Source organism: Parachryseolinea silvisoli (assembly GCF_021190955.1).
Lineage (GTDB): Bacteria > Bacteroidota > Bacteroidia > Cytophagales > Cyclobacteriaceae > Ohtaekwangia > Ohtaekwangia silvisoli.
Genome location: NZ_JAIOAO010000002.1, coordinates 22,323 through 40,341, shown reverse-complemented (window position 1 = coordinate 40,341; position 18,019 = coordinate 22,323). Strand labels below are relative to the sequence as shown.

Annotated in this window: 8 protein-coding genes; all 8 read left to right on the top strand. The window is 52.7% G+C overall.

Features of this window, described 5'->3' with window-relative positions; translation table 11 throughout:
* The first annotated feature begins 131 nt into the window (after nt 1-131).
* Nucleotides 132-761: an ABC transporter ATP-binding protein gene (locus tag K7P01_RS09935; RefSeq protein ID WP_267292456.1), complete on the top strand. Its 630-nt coding sequence runs from the start codon at nt 132-134 to the stop codon at nt 759-761.
* Nucleotides 761-1,882, top strand: coding sequence for a hypothetical protein (locus K7P01_RS09930; RefSeq protein ID WP_267292454.1), 1,122 nt, complete (start codon nt 761-763; stop codon nt 1,880-1,882). Before K7P01_RS09935 ends, K7P01_RS09930 begins: the two co-directional genes overlap by 1 nt.
* Nucleotides 1,883-2,154: 272 nt before the next feature.
* The gene (locus tag K7P01_RS09925) at nt 2,155-3,870 is read left to right on the top strand and encodes an outer membrane beta-barrel family protein (RefSeq protein ID WP_267292452.1); all 1,716 of its coding nucleotides are present in this window, start codon (nt 2,155-2,157) and stop codon (nt 3,868-3,870) included.
* A 43-nt stretch (nt 3,871-3,913) separates the two neighbouring features.
* Nucleotides 3,914-9,568, top strand: coding sequence for a fibronectin type III domain-containing protein (locus K7P01_RS09920; protein ID WP_267292450.1), 5,655 nt, complete (start codon nt 3,914-3,916; stop codon nt 9,566-9,568).
* 6 nt (nt 9,569-9,574) lie between these two features.
* Nucleotides 9,575-10,300: a hypothetical protein gene (locus K7P01_RS09915; protein ID WP_267292448.1), complete on the top strand. Its 726-nt coding sequence runs from the start codon at nt 9,575-9,577 to the stop codon at nt 10,298-10,300.
* 17 nt (nt 10,301-10,317) lie between these two features.
* Nucleotides 10,318-11,268, top strand: a complete 951-nt coding sequence (locus K7P01_RS09910; protein ID WP_267292446.1) for a hypothetical protein — start codon at nt 10,318-10,320, stop codon at nt 11,266-11,268.
* Nucleotides 11,269-11,302: 34 nt separating this feature from the next.
* A complete protein-coding gene (locus K7P01_RS09905) occupies nt 11,303-15,928 on the top strand; it encodes a hypothetical protein (RefSeq protein WP_267292444.1) in 4,626 nt (1,541 codons plus the stop codon).
* A gap of 8 nt (nt 15,929-15,936) precedes the next feature.
* Nucleotides 15,937-18,012: a fibronectin type III domain-containing protein gene (locus tag K7P01_RS09900; RefSeq protein WP_267292442.1), complete on the top strand. Its 2,076-nt coding sequence runs from the start codon at nt 15,937-15,939 to the stop codon at nt 18,010-18,012.
* Nucleotides 18,013-18,019: the final 7 nt, after the last annotated feature.

Sequence of the window (18,019 nt, the reverse complement as noted above, 5' to 3'; positions counted from 1 at the left end):
GCGCCCAGGCTGACGTAGGTCTGCTGACGAGGTGATCTTTACAGGGATGTTACCTGACGTAAGTCAGGTGCGCTGTAATTCCTGATAAAAGTGGGCGACGTATGCCAGCAGACAAGTAAAAAGCAACGGCTATGGTACGGTTTGACCACTTTGCCAAACAATACGGCACTATTCCGATCTTACAAATCGATGCGCTTACACTGCCCACCGGTATTTACTGGGTGAAGGGCGCGAATGGCTCTGGTAAGAGCACATTGTTGCGCTCGATGGCAGGTGTGCTGCACTTTCACGGCGAGATTACCTGGAATAATCTTCGCCTGAAGAAAGATACCGTGCCGTACCGACGCGTGGTAAACTTCGCAGAGGCAGAACCGCTTTTCCCGGAGTTCCTGACGGGCATGGAAATGATTGACCTTTTTCGCACGGCAAAGGGCGGAGCATGGCGCCAGGAGGAATACTATATAGAGAGTATGCAGATGCAGACCTATATACATCAACCGATCGGCACATACTCCAGCGGTATGTTGAAAAAACTTTCGCTGGTGCTGGCGTTCCTGGGCACCCCACAGCTCATTTTGCTGGACGAGCCGGCCATTACGCTGGATGTGCAAGCCCTGGGCGTCCTGAATCGGTGGATTGACGAACAGCACACCCGGCAAGGCACAACATTTCTGCTCTCTTCGCATCAGCCCCTGACGGTGGAGGGACTATCGTCGCAATACTTGCTGGTTGAACATCACACGGTAACTGTCACGGCCTGATGCGATCTGTAGCCCACGTGTTGATACGTGTCTTTGCGCACCGCTTCTATAAAGCCAATGCCGGACTGTTCCTGTTTCTGTTTGTGACAGTCGTGATGTCCTTCTTTTTTATGAACGTGCTGAACGAAACCCACCTCGAGCCAGCAGACCGGATAAAATACAATCTCATTTTTACGCTGTCATTTATGTCGTCACCGCACATAAGCATCGTGGTGTTTGTGGGATGGGCTATCTATACCGTGCGCAGTTGGAGCTTTGTTTTGAAACAAACACAACTGCCGGAGCAACAATTCCTGAAATATAGTGTCACGGCCGCTTCGAAGGTGCGACAGTTTGCTGACTGGTGTTTGGTGCAAGGCGTAATCTCGCTGCCCGTGTTTGTATATGCACTGTTCTGTTGGATCGTCGGGCTTATTTATCATTATTATCTGATTCCGGTTTTACTCGCGGTCTACGGGGTGTTGGTGATTTTGGCGAGCGCGGCGTTGTATGTAGGGTATACAAATCGCCTGGGCGGCGATGCCGGGCGTTGGTGGATGACGACACTCACCCGACGGTGGAAGAAGCCATTGTTCAGTTTGTATTTGTACGAGCTCTTCTACCGGCAGAAGCTTATGCTGGCCATTACGAAATTGTTCTCCTGGATGATCCTGACGGGGGGTATGCTGCTGTTTGGCAGTCTCACGGCAGATGTGCGCATGGGTGGAGTGATCATGTTGTTGCTGGCGTTGAGCAACCTGGTGGTTTTGTACCAATGGCAGCAGTTTGAAAATACATACCTCCGTTTTCTTCCGAACCTGCCGTGGACGCGTTGGAAGCGCTATGTACACTTGCTGTTGGCTTATCTGTTTTTAATCTTGCCTGAAATAATTTGGCTATCGACTCAAGGCGGTGGGATGATTGCCGGCGGGTTATTGATATTGAACATCGCGATGGCTATGCTGCTCCGCAGCTATTTGTATTTGATTCCCCTGTCGATGGCAAAATTTGTAACCATGGCGTTCTACAGCTTCATGGTTATGTTTTTGGTGATTCTGGCCGGTGGCATGTGGTGGATGATGCTGGCAGTGTCGACACTGTCGGCCGCGATATTTTATCGGCGGTACTACTCATACCAGTAGAAAGGAACTGGCGCACGATCCCTCCCGGACTTTTCGGTCTGCCACGCCGCCGTGCGTTATGTATGTTTTGTGAGCAGGAACAAATGCAGCTAGTTCAGTGTGTCCGTTGTATGGTATTTTATGTCGTTAAACGGCGATCACCCCGGGTACATACCGGATAAATCCGGTATGTAATAAGGGTGTGCAAATGACACGGTATGATTGCGTAACTCCGGTATACCTTCACATTGGATTTTAACCATAGTTGGAATTTGGTCTAACCTTTACCCAAGTTGTTACGAAAGCTTACCCTTATTGTCGGTGTATGTTGCTCCGCCGTATGTGCCCAGGCCCAGAACCTGGAGGCCATCGGTAGGGAGAAGGCGCTGACCGTTTCCGGCGGAGTATCCCTCAGCCAGATTGTGTACGCCGTCGATGGCATCGAGTCGCGACGGGACCCCTACTCGTATTACGCGTCGGGAAATATCAACTTCTCCCTGTATGGATGGAATGTGCCGCTCAGCTTTTCGGTTTCCAACCAGAACACATCATTTCAGCAGCCTTTTAATCAATATAGCCTGCACCCTACGTACAAATCTGTAACAGGGCATTTTGGCTATAACAGCATGTCTTTTTCACCCTATACCGTGAACGGACACATCTTTTTAGGGGCCGGCGTAGATGTGGCCCCGCAACAGGGGAAATTTAAGTTTAGCGGACTGTACGGCCGTTTTCTAAAGGCTGTCGAGCCCGACACGCTGGCCGAAAACCCGGTAACGCCGGCATTTCAGCGTATGGGCTATGGCATGAAGGCTACCTATGGCGACGGGAAAGATTTTGTGGATGTCATCATGTTCCATGCCAAGGACGATATGCACTCCATCCGGTATGTGCCGGAAGACGAGGGAATCCTGCCGGAAGAAAACCTGGTCATGAGCATCGGCGGCGGAAAAGCCATTGCCGAGCATTTCCTGCTGCGCGCTGAGCTGTCGGCCAGTGCGTTGAGCCGCGACACGCGAACGGAGAAAACCTCGCAGAGCCATCCGTTGGCTAAAACCGGTTTTTTGTATACGCCCCGGCTGTCGTCGTCCTATTATAAGGCTTTCAAGACCTCGCTGAATTACCAGGACGATGGGTACTCCATTGGCGTAGCGTATGAGCGGATCGACCCGCAGTACCGTACGCTCGGTTCGTATTACTTTAACAACGACCTGGAGAACATTACAGCCAATGGTACAGTGGCCATGGTGAGCGGGCGTGTAAACGTGGCGGTCAATGCCGGTACCCAGCGAGACAACCTGGACGGCTCGAAAGTAAGCACCATGCGCCGGTTTGTCGGCTCTGCCAACGTGGGCTATGCGCCCTCGCAGAAAGTCAACCTTACTGCTTCCTATTCGAACTTCCAGACATATACCAACATCCGCTCGAAGTTCGTGGACATCAATCAACTTACTCCGTATGACAACCTGGATACGCTGAACTATATGCAGGTATCACAAAACGCCACCCTTACCGGCATGTATACCTTTGGCGCCAATCCCAACAAGCGGCAATCAGTCAACGTGAACCTGACGTTCCAGGACGCAGCCGACAAGCAGGGAGACGTGGAACAGAATACTGGCAGTCAATTCTACAATGTAAACGCCGCCTATGCGCTGTCGATCGTGCCGAAGAACGTGATGCTTTCGGCCGCCTTTAATGCTACCATTACGGAAGGCATCGGTGCCAGTACCAAGACGCTGGGGCCAACCCTGGCGGTCAGCAAATCTTTTTTTGAAAAGAAATTACGGGCGACGCTGTCGTCGTCCTACAATGAAACATACGCCAACAGCAGCCGGATCAATACGATTATTAACGTACGCGTCGGCGGCGGCCTCACGGTACAGAAAAAGCACAACATCAACCTGAGCGTGGTGGGGGTAAACCGCAGCTCGCAACAGGAGGGTGCTTCACAAGATTTTACAGAGTTTACCGGCACGCTGGGGTATGCGTATAGTTTCGGGCGTTGACAGGGCCTAAGCGGGCCAGCCGTTTGTTTTTTAAAGCATGTGTATGAACCAAAACGTTACTGTGAAAAAGGTTTCACTTCTCTTCCTCCTCCTGTTCCTGGCTGCTGCCAGCGTATGGGCGCAGGTGTTTCCGGTACAGGCGACGACGCAGCTCTCGCCTCCGTACTCGCTATACCTGGCGGACTATGTCGCTTCCGGTTCGGAGCGACTGGCGTTGAACGTATACCTGGCCGATATTGCGCGGCCACAACTGGATGTGCGTTTCCGTTTGCGTATCGTCGGGCAGGGCATTACCATTGAGACAAAACAGGAATACAGGCCCGCGCCGGTATCCATTCAGGGCGGGGTGCCGTTGCGTCTGATCAGTACGGACCTGGCGGATTATTTTAATGTCAACAACCTCAACTTCCAGGGTATAACCCGGCGCGAGTATGAGCAGCGGGGTAAGCTGCCGGAAGGCGTTTACCAGTTTTGTTTTGAAGTGCTGGAGTACAACCGCGGCGTCAAGATCTCCAACACCGCGTGTGCCATTGCCTGGCTGATCCTGAACGATCCGCCCATTATCAACCTGCCGGGACGCGATGAAAAGCTGAAGGCGCAAAGCCCGCAGAACGTTCTTTTACAATGGACGCCCCGTCACACCGGGTCGCCCAATTCTGCCTTTACCACCGAATACGAAGTGACGATGGTAGAGGTCTGGCCTTCGACGCGCAATCCGAACGATGCCATTCTCACGTCGCCGCCAATTCTTCAAACCACCACGGCCAATACCACCTTTATTTATGGTCCGGCCGAAACACCGCTGGAACCCGGCCGCCGCTATGCCTTCCGCGTCAAGGCTAAAAGTATTGCGGGCGTAGACGAGCTTGATCTCTTTAAGAACAATGGCTACAGCGAAGTATATTCTTTTATATACGGTGACGCCTGCGACCTGCCAACGGGTATTTCTGTCAGCGCCGTCAGCCCCACCAAGTTTACCGTGGCCTGGCAGGGAACGTTCAATCAAACTGCCTTTCGTGTACGCTATCGCGAGGTCGGCACGGCCGCCTGGTATGACAGCAACGTATCCGTTCCCGAGCTGCAGATAACGTCGCTGAAGCCCGGCACCACGTACGAATACCAGGTAGCGGCCACGTGCGGTTTCTTTGACGGCCAGTATGCCACCAGTGGTAAAGTGACCACGATGGAGCTACCGGAAGCTGCCTATGCCTGTAACAACCCGATGCAGACCTTTGACCTGGACCCCGCGCAGCTGACCGGATCGCTGAAGGTGGGCGATGTAATCGACGCGGGCGACTTTAATGTAAAGCTGACAAAGATCAGTGGCTCGAACGGCGTGTTCTCGGGAGAGGGCGTTGTCGAAGTTCCTTACTTTAACAAGGCGAAAATCCGTACCTCGTTCACCAGCATCTCGGTCAATAAGGAGATGCGCATGGTGAACGGTGTCATGAACGTAACCGGCGGCGGCGTAGACATTGTGCCGCAAGAGCTACTGGACGGTCTGGATAAGCTGGAGGAGGTCCTCGACGTTGTCGATTCCGCACTGACCACCATCGAAGAGAACCTGCCGAAAGACTTTGATCCCGATGGATTTGTAGCGGATACACTGATTACGGTAAAAGACGGGATCCATTCTGTCTATAAGAATGACGATGGTTCGGTTGTGGTAGTAGATAAATCTGGTAGCACGCAAACACTGCCGCCGGGGAGCAACTATGCCGTGAAAGACAACGCGGGCAACGGTTATCTCATCGACTCCAAGGGTAATATTCATAAGACAACGGCCGATGTTGCCGGCAAAGCCGGAAGCCGTGAATACAAACTGGAGCTCAACTTCGGGCCGGCGCCGCTGGCCAAGCATGGTTTTGATGCAAACAAGTACCCGGCACTGGCGCGCGACTACGAGCAGCTGAAAGACAACTACAGCGTAGCCTGGAAGGCCGTGGCTGTGAATGACAACGATCCTGTTACAGCAATACTGAAAAGCACGACGCTTGATAAGAGTAAGATCAAGTTTGAGCAAGGTGGGAACGCCGTGTCGGCGCCACCCTTTACCGGCCAGGAAACAACCCTATCGATAGCAGGCAAAACTGACGGCGACACCGAAAGCCTGCTGGCCATTTATCCGGCGGCTGATTCTACACAGAAAGACCAGGTACTGGGTAAGCTAAACGTAGCGACGTATGCGGAGATCACCAAATCGGTCGTCATTGTGCCGGTGGGCAATGTGACAGTGCCCGGAGGTCTGACAGTTGATAAGATCTCGGCCGAGCTTAACAAAATTTATGGACAGGCCGTCGTGCGCTGGAATGTGAGCCTGGCAGAACGGCTTCCCCACACGCCGCCGTCGCCGTTTGACGATGGTGAAAGCGGTTTGTTAACCAACTATACCGCCGATATGAAGGCCGTTATCAAGGCCTTTGGTGCTTTACAAGACGAAACATTCTACCTGTTCTTACTCGATAATCCGAAAAGTGGAAGAGGATTAGGATACATGCCGCGCAGCAAGCAGGCTGGTTTTATCTTTCTCGGTACACATAACGGTGATACCGAAGCCATGGTCCGGACGATGGCTCACGAACTTGGGCACGGAGCCTTCAATCTCCATCACACATTCCAGGAGCCTAACATTACGTTGACGCAAGGGGCTACTGAAAACCTGATGGACTATCCCGCGGGTGACAAGCTTTACAAGTATCAGTGGGACAAACTGCGATACAAGGACATCGTTGTGGGGCTGTTTGAAGACGACGAAGAAGGCGAATTGGCGGTGATGACGATGGAGGCCTTCGAAGAGTTTGTGGAAGATCCGAACGGTGTTCAGCTCGAAGCGGCATCATTACCTTCCGTTATATGCGACGGTTATACATTCTTAACCAAGAAAGATCGTCTGATCACTCTGTCGGAAGACATCGTTAAAAACATCCGCAAGTTCCACATGTCAGGGCGGTATCTGATAGCCGTTACGTATTCGGATGGCAAAGTATACCAGGTCGGTACCACCTATTTTACGAAGAAACTCGCCCAGCCTGTCCAGATCGATGGCAAGACCGTTACGAGCGAGGTTACCCATGCGGAAGCAAACCTGATGTGCAGTAGCTGTGTGGCGAGCGGTTTGGGAACAACGTTTAAGGCCAGCGAAACCAAAGAGTACCAGCAAAATTCTGCCGTAACATTGTATGATATCGGCGATGCATACAAGATTAAAATTGCGTCTCAAACGACCTGTACGATTGGTAAGCCGTTCATTATCGGGGAGACGGCGGACGGGAAATTTGTATGCGATATTGTAAGCGTTTCTGACTGTGAAGGAGCTAAAGGTGGTGCAGGGGAAGGCGCTACGGTGCGGAACTATTCCAAACAGGCAATTCAAAATGTCGAATCGCTGCAAAAATTGCTCGCAGGGCTTAAGCCGGCTCCGGGTAATCGTCACTTCTCCAAAGCTATACTTTTCGTAACCGACGAGGCGCTCAAAAAGGATGACCCTAAGCGGTATGCATACGTAGAGAACTACAAACCTCAGGGGGACACGGTCAAAATCTGGATTCACCACAACGGGCAGGCGTGGACGCTTCAGTCGGGCGTTACGGATAATGCCAACCAGTTGATGCAGGAGTATGCGAAGAACAATCTGAAGCTGGATATTAATGATCTGATTAGCCAGTATAAAGACACGGAAGTGGATAAAATTGCCACCGCGTTGTACGAATTCTTCGATTGGCTGGCAAAGGGCGTTGAGAAGGCCAAGATTCCCGAATCCGTCTGGAATTGCGACAAGGCTGACGAGTACCAATCAATTTACGCGACGGTGTATGGTTGGGTTACGGCTCCATTGAAGCCGATTCGCATGATTGTGCAGGAACAGTTCAAGCAGTTGTTGCAGAACGATCCGCAGAATGCAGCGCTTCTCCAGAAACTTCAGAACATGGAACAGATCGAGCTTGCTGCGATCTGTGGGTTATGGGATGGTCTTGTTGATGTGGTGGCAGGGGTTCCGCAAATGTTAAAGCTGATCTCTGGACTGGCCAGCTCGAAAGGATGGGACGACATGTCCAAAATGTATAATCAGCTTTCGACCTATAACAATCCCGATACCAAAAGTGTGGGCATAATGGGAGCCTTGAAAGATGGCATTACCGACATGTTCAATCCGCAGAAGCCGTGCGAGCTGGCGCACAACAGCAGCGGCATCGTAGTAGGTATTGCGCTTTGCTTCATCAACCCCGCTGCGATTGAAGGAAGTTTCGGTAAGGTGATTGCCAATTTTGTAAAAATCGTCCAACGTATCGATGCCATCGCCGATAAGTTGAATCCGATTACAAAAATAGTTGGCGCTACTACCAAGATGGCTTTCCAGTCGGTTAAGGGTGTGGTTACATACACGTTCAAAAGCGGCAAGCTCATCATCAAGATCGCTTCCCGGATGGGGGAACCCTTCGCGGAAATTGATTGGAACCGGGTGGTCGTCCGCGCACAAATGATTGATCCGTATGGCCGCGTGTTTACGGGACCTGCTATGATTGATCCCAGTCAATTCCAGGATGGTATCCTGAGGATTAAGGAGATTATCAAGGATGAGCAGGGTAAGATATTTTCCGACGCCAACGGCAGTGGTCTGGCAGAACTCACGGATGGTTCCGTGGTTGTGGTACGGACGGCCGAGATGATTCTCGAAGAGACATTCCAATTATTGAAGTCCAAGTTCCCTTCGGTTTCGGAAGATATACTCCGAAAGGTTGCTGGCAAAAATCTGCCCAATCTGTCGGATTTCTTATCTAATCCACGTGTGATAGCCCGCATCAACGCTACCGGCTATGCCGACGTGTTTCTTGATGACCTTACCAGAACGTGGGGAAGAACAAAAGTACTTGGTGGTGCGCTCAATGAAATTGATGAGACCGTTGTCGATCGCTGGAAGACATTTATGGACAATGTCAGCAGTAAGGCCGGATATGATGCCGACGGAGCCATCAAGCGGCTGGACATTGACTATCTCAAACGCGTTGAAAACCCGGCCGACGACTTTAAGGTTTCATCGAATAAGAAAAACGCACAGGCCATGGTGGACACCTATGGCTGTGTGCCCTGTAAAAATTCGTTGGATGGCCGGGGTGTCATCAATAAAAACACTTTAAAGATCCTCCGGGACTTGGAAGATCTTGTGATCAATGGACGCCGTCGTACGCTCGATTGGAAAGATATCTATAAGCGTGCGGGTTACCCGGAGAAACAAGCGGGAGAAGCCTGGGAAGCGTATTTCGATCGCCTCGAGGCGGCGGGCTTTAATAAGTTCCAGGCACACCATATCTTCCCGGCAGAATTGTTTACAACGTCCTCAGCCTTCCGACACTATTTTAAATACTATAAGAAGGCGGACTTGCTGGATTTCAATGCTTTGCAAAATCCAAAAAATACGATTATGGTGGAATGGTTCAAGCATGGAACCGGTTTGCATACAAACCATACCAACTACACAGAACGCATTCAGCAACACTTGGATGAGTTTATGGAAGGACTGTATGAAAAAACTCCCGGAATCACAGAAGAAGCTGTGGCGGAAGAATTGCATAAAAAGATCAACAGTCTTGGCGACAAGTTAAAAGGCGCTATTGTCGATCAGGGCATGATCGACGCCAATAGCCTCCTCAAGCAAGCGGACAAGCATATCGATGACCTCGACTTCAGTTCCATATTTTAATTGACTATGAAGTTCTACAACATTCAACAGGATAAGAAATATACCGACTGGGTAGCCATGCTGCCGATGTCGGAAGAGAAAAGATTAGGTCTTTCTCATCACATTAAACGCGATACACTGTGGAGTGACCCGCACGATATTTCCATGAAAATGCTCTCACGCCAAGCGTTGAAGTCTACCGTCAAATACGGTAGCATCCACGACTGGATGCAGGATGCCGCCATCGATATGGCCGCGCCGCCGCGTGGTTGTAAGGCAATTATATCGCCTGAGCTGAGGACATTGTTACAGGAATTCCAGGGGCCGGAGCATGGGTTGTATACTATGCGAATGACCAATTTTTATAATGACTCGGACGATGAAAGAATATATCACCTGTTGCATGTAAAAGACCAGCACTATCCGAAGTTGCTTTATAACAGTATTGATTTTGCTGTCATCGATCTGGCGGATGATGCCGAGTCAAGGACCTATCGAACGTTTCAGAAGGGACAGATTCGTTCCTATGAGACGTACCAGCAAATAGCGGCAGAGACCGCGGGCGAGTTTCCAGGCACGTACGTTAAGCCTCTATCATGGGTATATGAAGAACCGTGGGAATTTTTGTGGGGAGGTGGTACGAAAGTCATGGTGAGTGAAAATATCAAGCGCCGGATCGAACAGCAAGGCCTTATGGGAATATCATTCGAAACATTCACCCGAGTAGAGGTCATTACAGGAGCGGCCGTATAAACTCAGCTTAAAGGACTATGACAGAGATCGGTTTTTTTTGGAAAAATACTTGCAGCGCGGCGCTGACAACGGTTTGCATGCTCGTAGTCGTATCGGGTTTCGCCCAGAACGAAAGAGAAATGCTGAAACAGTATTTTGCGGAAGTGCGTTCGGGAAAATATCCCGCTATACCCAAGCAGCTCTCTATTACTGAAAACAGCAAAGCCACGCTCGCGGCACTCACGCCTTTCCTGACGGACACGGCGGTGGCGGTGCGCGGCAAAGCATATGCTATTGCGCAGCTTGCGGGCATCAACGCCCGGCAGGCACACCTGCGGCAGGAAGCCGTGCAGAAACTGATGCAAGGCGCACGCGACACAAATGCCGGAAATGCCGGTCTTGCGCTGGGCTACCTGCCGGAATTTCTCCGCGAAGATTTTACGTCATCAGCACAGGACTCGCTGGTGGCCCTGCTGAAGAGAAGAGCCCCACACCTGGATAAAATTGCCCGGCTGGTCGGCTACCTGGAGGTCGCCACCGTACGGAACGACCTGCGCGCGATAGCCCAGGAAAGCAGCGCATCAAAGAAAGACCGCTGGTCGGCCATGCTGGCGTTAGCGCGCATGGGCGATGGTTATGCTCTTGAGAATATCATGAGCCGTGTGCGCCGGCTGCCCGTGAACGATGAAGTGGTCTACGAGGTCTTTCCTGACCTGGTATATACCCGGAACAAGGAAGTGATCGACTACCTGGTAAAGGTATTAAACAGCACCGACGCGAATTGCAACTCGGCCGATGCCGAGCACCCTGCGCGTATACCCTGTGGCTATCGCGTGATGGAGATGCTCGCGCCGGCCATCGAGGGCTATCCGCTGAAAGTAGATGCCAGTGGCGACATCGATGCAAAAGACTACGTGGCGGCGTTGCAGATCGTACGCGACTGGTTTAAAGCAAACCCTGGTTATAAAGTGAATAAAAACAAGTACTGAGTTCAGTGCCTGTCGGATGTATAAAATCACGAAGATGAAGAAACGTTTATACTTAGTTGCCTTACTCGTTGTGGCCCTGGTGCCTGGCCTCCGGGCCGTCGCTGCTGCCGGTGATAGCCTGCGGGTCCATAAAGACTCGGTGTTCATGTTCCAGTCATCGTCTGTCGCTCCCTGGAATATAGGAGAGGCGCCCGATGTACTGACGGAAGGCATGATGCCGGTGGAAAACGACTCCATTCAACGGTATATCGACTTGGCGCGATCCGTGATGGACAAAGTACGCACGGCAAAAAATTACATTACCGACCTGCACGACGCGTCGCAATTCGAGTTGCCCGTCGGCATCTCGCGCTCCATCGGCGGCATCGAATACGAGATCGCCATTCATGCGATGCGCCTGAAACCCACCCATGCCGAGCTGGATGTATTCCTGCAGTTCAAAGTGCCGCAGAACGAGCAGGTGCTGACCTTCATGGCCCGCGGTATAAAATTTACCAAGCAAGGAGGTATCGTGGGCGATGCACGCCTGGAATTGCTGGGCGACTATGGTATAAACTTCAATGGCAATAAGGTGCAGCTGTTGCTGAAAGGCACCAGCTCCGGTCAGGGCTGCTATGCAGTCATGGACTGCGACGGTTTCCGCGAGCTGGGGCTCGATGCGGAAGTAAAATTCTCGCGCGACCTGATCCGTCCTGAAAATGCCAACGGTACCGTGGCCGAAGGCAACGTACAAACTGGCTTTAAGACAACGCTGACCAGCTGGAACGACCTGGTAGTACAGCTCGACCTGCCACCCTTTCAGGTAACAGGTCTGAACGGTGTAGGCTTCGCCGTGCGCGATGCCGTATTTGATTTTAGCGACGTGCGTAACGCACCGGCTGTGGTATTCCCCGCGGGCTACCAGTCGACGCAGATGCTGCCCGAAAATGCCAACTTGTGGCGCGGCTTCTTCCTGCGTGAGCTGACGGTGAGCCTGCCCCCGGAGTTCCAGAAAAAAGGAGCGACCGGCCGTACAAGCTTTAGCGCAGAAAATGTATTGATCGACAACCTGGGTTTGAGTGGCAAGTTTACCGGCCGTAACCTGATCCCCATGGAGCAGGGCGACATGAACGGATGGGCCTTCTCTCTACAAGAGCTTAGCGTAGAACTGGAAGCCAACCAACTTGTGGAGGCGAAGTTCAATGGCGGAATCGTCATCCCGATCGGTAAAGAAGATCGGCCATTTGAGTATACGGGCCTGATCAACACCGGCGGCAATTATCTTTTTAATGTATCGCCGGCAGAGGATATGACGTTCCCGCTCTGGGGCGCGGGGAAAGTCGTGATTTACGACGCTTCCTACCTCGATATTAAAATCCAGAATGGCAAGTTCCAGCCGAAGGCAAACCTGCACGGTCAGATGGCGATCGCCGCCAAGCTGAGCGAAGGTGGTCAGGGTGTAGAGCTTGCCAACATCACCTTCGAGAACCTCGAGATCCAGTCGGTCAAGCCTTACCTGAAAGTTGGGAACTTTACATTCGGCTCGGAAGCGCTGCAACAGCGCATGGCTGGCTTTCCCATCAGCATCCAGGACATCGGTCTGAAGAGTATATCTGACACGGAAACAGGACTTGACTTTACGCTCAAGCTCAACCTGGTCGGCGAGAGCTCGGGTTCCTTTGCGGCCGATGCCGGGCTGACCCTGGTGGGCAACCTCGATAAAGGCCAGGGGCTGCAGCGGTGGAAGTTCAAGACGATACAAGTAAATGAGATCAACGTCGACATCGACGGCGGCGCCTTCAAGATCAACGGCCACCTGATCTTTTACCGCAACGACGTGATGTATGGAGACGGTTTTAATGGCAATGTCAAGGCCGAGTTCACACCGGGACTGAAGGTAACGGCCACGGCGATCTTCGGTAACGTCAACCGGATGCGTTACTGGTATGCCGACGCGATGGTCAACTTCCCGACAGGTATACCCATATTCGCTGGCGTGGGCATCTACGGTTTCGGCGGTGGCGCTTACTACGCCATGAAGATGGACAACCAGGGCGTGGGCAGCGATCTGGGTAGAACAGCTTCGGGTGTGGTCTATGTACCCGACACCAAAGCGGGTCTTGGTCTCAAGGCCATTGTAAGCATCGGCTCGTATCCGAAACCCGAGGCCTTCAACGCCGACGTGACGTTTGAAATATCCTTCTTTAAGACCGGCGGTGTGCGGCACATTGCCTTTGGTGGCAACGGCTACCTGGTAACGCCCGGGCTGGACGTAAACCTGGACAAGCTAAAGGCTGCTACCAGCAAGATGACCGGCGTAGTAAAAAAACTGGAAAGCACGATGGCCGACAAGACCATGGGGCTGGTGAAAAGCGCCGGCAGCGAAAACTCGATGACCGAGATCTTTGGTGAGGTGGGCGACAAAGCCGGGCAGAAGGGTCAGATCTCGGCGAAGGTCATGATCGACTACGACTTCGAGAATCGCGTGTTGCACGGAAACTTCGAGGTGTTTATCAATGTAGCCGGCGGTATTATTAAAGGTGTAGGTCCGAACGGTCGTGCCGGCTGGTCGGTATTACACTTTGCTCCGTCGGAATGGTATGTATATGTCGGTACGCCGGACGATCGTTGCGGCATCAGTCTGGGCGTTGGTCCGATTCGCGCCACGGCGACAAGTTACTTCATGGTAGGCACAAAAATCCTCGGCAGCCCGCCGCCGCCGGAAGCGGTGACGCGCATCCTGGGCGGTGGCGATTATGACTACATGAAAGACCTCAACGCCCTGGGAACCGGTGCCGGCTTTGCATTCGGTGCGGGCCTGGCCATCAATACCGGCGATCTGAGCTTCCTCATGTTCTACGCCCGCTTTGAAGCCGGCCTCGGCTTCGATATAATGCTGAAAGACTATGGCAATGTAAGCTGTAAAGGCTCCGGCCCCCTCGGTATAAACGGTTGGTATGCCAACGGCCAGGTCTATGCGTATTTCGACGGCGACGTGGGTATACGGGTGAAGGTGTTTGGTATGAAACGAAACATCAGCATCCTGAGCATCGGTGCGGCCGTGTTACTACAGGCGCAGCTGCCGAACCCCATCTGGATGCAGGGGACGGTCGGCGGCCACTTCAGCGTGCTGGGAGGATTGGTGAAAGGCGATTGCAAGTTCCAGGTCACCCTGGGTGACAAGTGCGAGATCGAGCGCGGAGGCAGTGTGGTGGAAGACCTGGAGGTCATTGCACAGCTGACGCCGGACAACGGCACCTCTGACGTGGATGTATTCACGACACCGCAGACCCTGTTCAACTTTGCCGTAGGTAGAGAGTTCGGCCTGGTGGACCTGGACGAGCAGCCGAAGACTTTCCGCGTGAAGCTGGAATATTTCCGTGTGAAAGATGGCGCGCGCGAGCTGCCCGCCACCCTGGAGTGGAACGATGCCCTCGACGTGGTAGCCTTCCGCCCGACGGATATCTTCCCGTCGAAGAAAGAGCTGAAGGCCGAAGTACAGATCAGCTTCGAAGAATTTATGCTTGGCAACTGGCGCCCGGTCATTGTCGATGGCAAAAAGGTTATCCAAACCGAAAGCATCAGCTTTACCAGCGGTGAAGCGCCCGACTACATCCCGCAGAGCAACGTGGCGTATAGCTATCCGGAGATAAACCAGGTGAACTTCTATGCGCAGGAATACAACAAGGGATATATCAAGCTGAAGCAGGGCCAACCGTACTTGTTCGGCGAGGATAAACGCTTTATTCAAAAAGGACGCTTTGTAGGAACCGACGACAGCCAGGCATACTTCGATGTGCAGTATGGCAACAGCGAAGTGAGCTTCGACCTGCCCGCCGGCCTGCGCACCGGTCAGATGTATCAGATGGAGCTGGTAAATATACCGGCCGAAAAACAAAAGGCCATCGATCAGAACGTCACTGCCAAGACCGACAAGGTACAGTCGGAAGGACAATCGCTCGACATCGAGATCGCTTCCAAACAGGCAACCGGTACGATGGAAATGCTGGAAGAGAAGACCATCTATCAAAGCTATGTGCGGAGCAGCCAGTACCCCACATTTACAGCGAAGGTTGCCGCAATGAATCAGTCGGCCGCCTGGCGCCGTCCGATCCGCAATGCCGTACATGAACTGGGTGTGACGTTGAATGGCGCTGAGATGTTTAGCGAGTCGGAGATTTTTGGAAAGGGTAACATTTCGCCGACTGTGCGGTTTGAGGCAGTTCTTGCCGGCAATACCTTCTTCGAGAATGTTGTTGTACCGGAAATTTACCGCGAGTACCCGCTGGATGCGAGTGGCGTTATTACGTGGCGTACACCGCAAGCCATGGGTGTGCCGCCGGTACGCAACGCGACCTACATTCGTCAATACCCGTCTAACATTTCGATGACCGACCAGGTCGCCGAAGCCAACGGATTCTCCTTTGCTACAAACGAAGCAGCTTTTGTGTATGACATCATGCACTACATCGAATACGATTTCCGGGATATCCAGTCCAAGCTGGTGAACAAGTACATCAGTGCCGGTTCGCCTAACCCGGGCGTGGTGTCTTACCTCACGTCGTCTTTCTCTCCCATTGCCGAAGGCAACTACCGGGTGAAGGTAAGCTATGTGCTGCCGGGTAAGGATATCGAGACTTCTCAGCAGGAAATTCAAATCATCAATACTGTTAAACCGTGATGCCCTCCATGAAACATTTTTTGCCGATTGCTATCGTGTTGTTGCTGGCAGGCCTGCATACTACCGCCTGGGGGCAGAGCCGCCCGGCGTCGATCAAGGTGCTGGGCCGGGCACAGGAAAAGCGAATATTGCTACGCTGGGCGCCTGACAACGACATGGCGTGGGAATACCTGCGCAAGCGTGGTGTGAAGGTGCAGCGTGTAACCGTAATCCGCGACGGTCGTGTGCTGCCGATGCCGGAAAAGGTGATGCTTACCCCGGGGCCGTGGCTGCCGGCGCCTGCCAAAACCTGGCAGACACTGGTTGATAGCAGCGACTATCACGCTATTGCTGCGCAAGCCCTCTATGGCGAGGATTTTGATCTGACGCGTAATCCCAACCGAAGCGTACTTGAAACCATGAACCTGAGCCGGCAGATGGAGCTTCGTTTTTCATTCCTGCTCTTTGCTGCCGACCAATCTTTCAGTGTGGCCAAAGCGGCAGGCCTGGCGTGGGAAGACAAGACCGTAAAGCCTGGTGAAAAATACCTGTACCGAATTTTTCCAGCCACTGCGTTGCCAATTAAGATCGATACCGGGTTTGTATACATCGGCTCGGATGACCGTGAAGTGTTGCCGCAGCCACTAGACCTGAAAGCAGAATTTAAGGATCGGGCGGCTGCCCTTACCTGGGATATTCATTATCACGAACGGATCTACAACAGCTATATTCTGGAGAAGTCCACGGATGGCGGCAGAACCTTTCAACCGGTGAACAAGCTGCCGTTTGTGATGACCGAGCCTGGAAATAAGTCCGTTCCGATCGCGTACAAAGTCGACTCACTCGCGGAGAACGACAAGATCTATACATACCGTGTGCGGGGGCGTACGCCTTTCGGCGAGTTGGGACCGCCCTCGGAGTCGGTGTCGGGCATGGGCGTGAGCCGGTATACCGTACAGGTGCAAATCACCAAAAGCGAAGTGATCGACAACAAGCAGGTAAAGCTGGAGTGGAAGGCCACGCCCGAAGAAAACCTGCATAGCATTTCGCACTATAGCGTATGGCGGGCAAATGCCGTAGACGGCCCCTACCAGGTGGTCAAAGATCAGCTCAAGCCACCGGTGTCGGGGTATACCGACCTGTCGCCCCGCGCCACAGCCTACTACCGTGTTACCGCCGAGACGAAACAAAAAGATCAGATCCACTCCTTCCCGGTGCTGGTACAGCTGATCGACAGCATTCCGCCGGCGATGCCTGCGCCGCCGAAGGGTACGGTCGACTCCCTAGGCGTAGTGCGTCTGCAGTGGAGCGCTAACAACGAACCTGATCTGCTGGGATATCGTGTCTATAAAGCCAACTTCCGCAACGACGAGTTTTCGCAGGTCACGAAGACATTTCTGAAAAAGACAGCGTTTATTGACTCGATCAATTTGAAGGCGCTCGATGAGTATATCTACTACAAAATAACCGCGGTCGATACACGCTTTAATGAGTCGGCCTTCTCGACTGTGCTGCAGCTTACACGGCCCGACGTCGTACCTCCGGTGCCGCCGGTTTTTGCATCGGTGCAGAATACGGCGCTGGGTGTAAAACTCAACTGGAAAAAGAGCAGCAGCACCGATGCTGTAAAAGTGATCTTATACCGCCGGGAAGGCGTTGGCGCCTGGACGTCCTATGCGGAGGTTCCGAAAGACTCTGTGTCCTACACGGACACCCGTGTAACCTATAAAGCCAGCTATACTTATAAGCTGGTGGCGGTAGATGACGCCGGCAACACGTCGGTTCCTTCGCCGGAAGCACGGCTTGTCGCGCTTCGCAAGAATGACCGTGTTCCGATCAACTCGCTGACGGCCCTGGCCGACCGCACAGCGAAGAACATCCGACTTGCCTGGGATTATCCGGGCTGGAACGATGTCGAGAAGTTTTATGTGTATAAAAGCCAGGGCGGCGAAGGGCTGACGCTGTTCAAGAGCCTGGGAGCGTCGGTGCGTGGGTTCGCGGATAGCTCGGTGAATAACAACTCTTCCTATACCTATCGGATCAAAGTGATTTTTAAAGATGGGACGGAAACGCCGTTTAGCTCGGAAGTGGTTGTTCAGTATTAATGGCAAA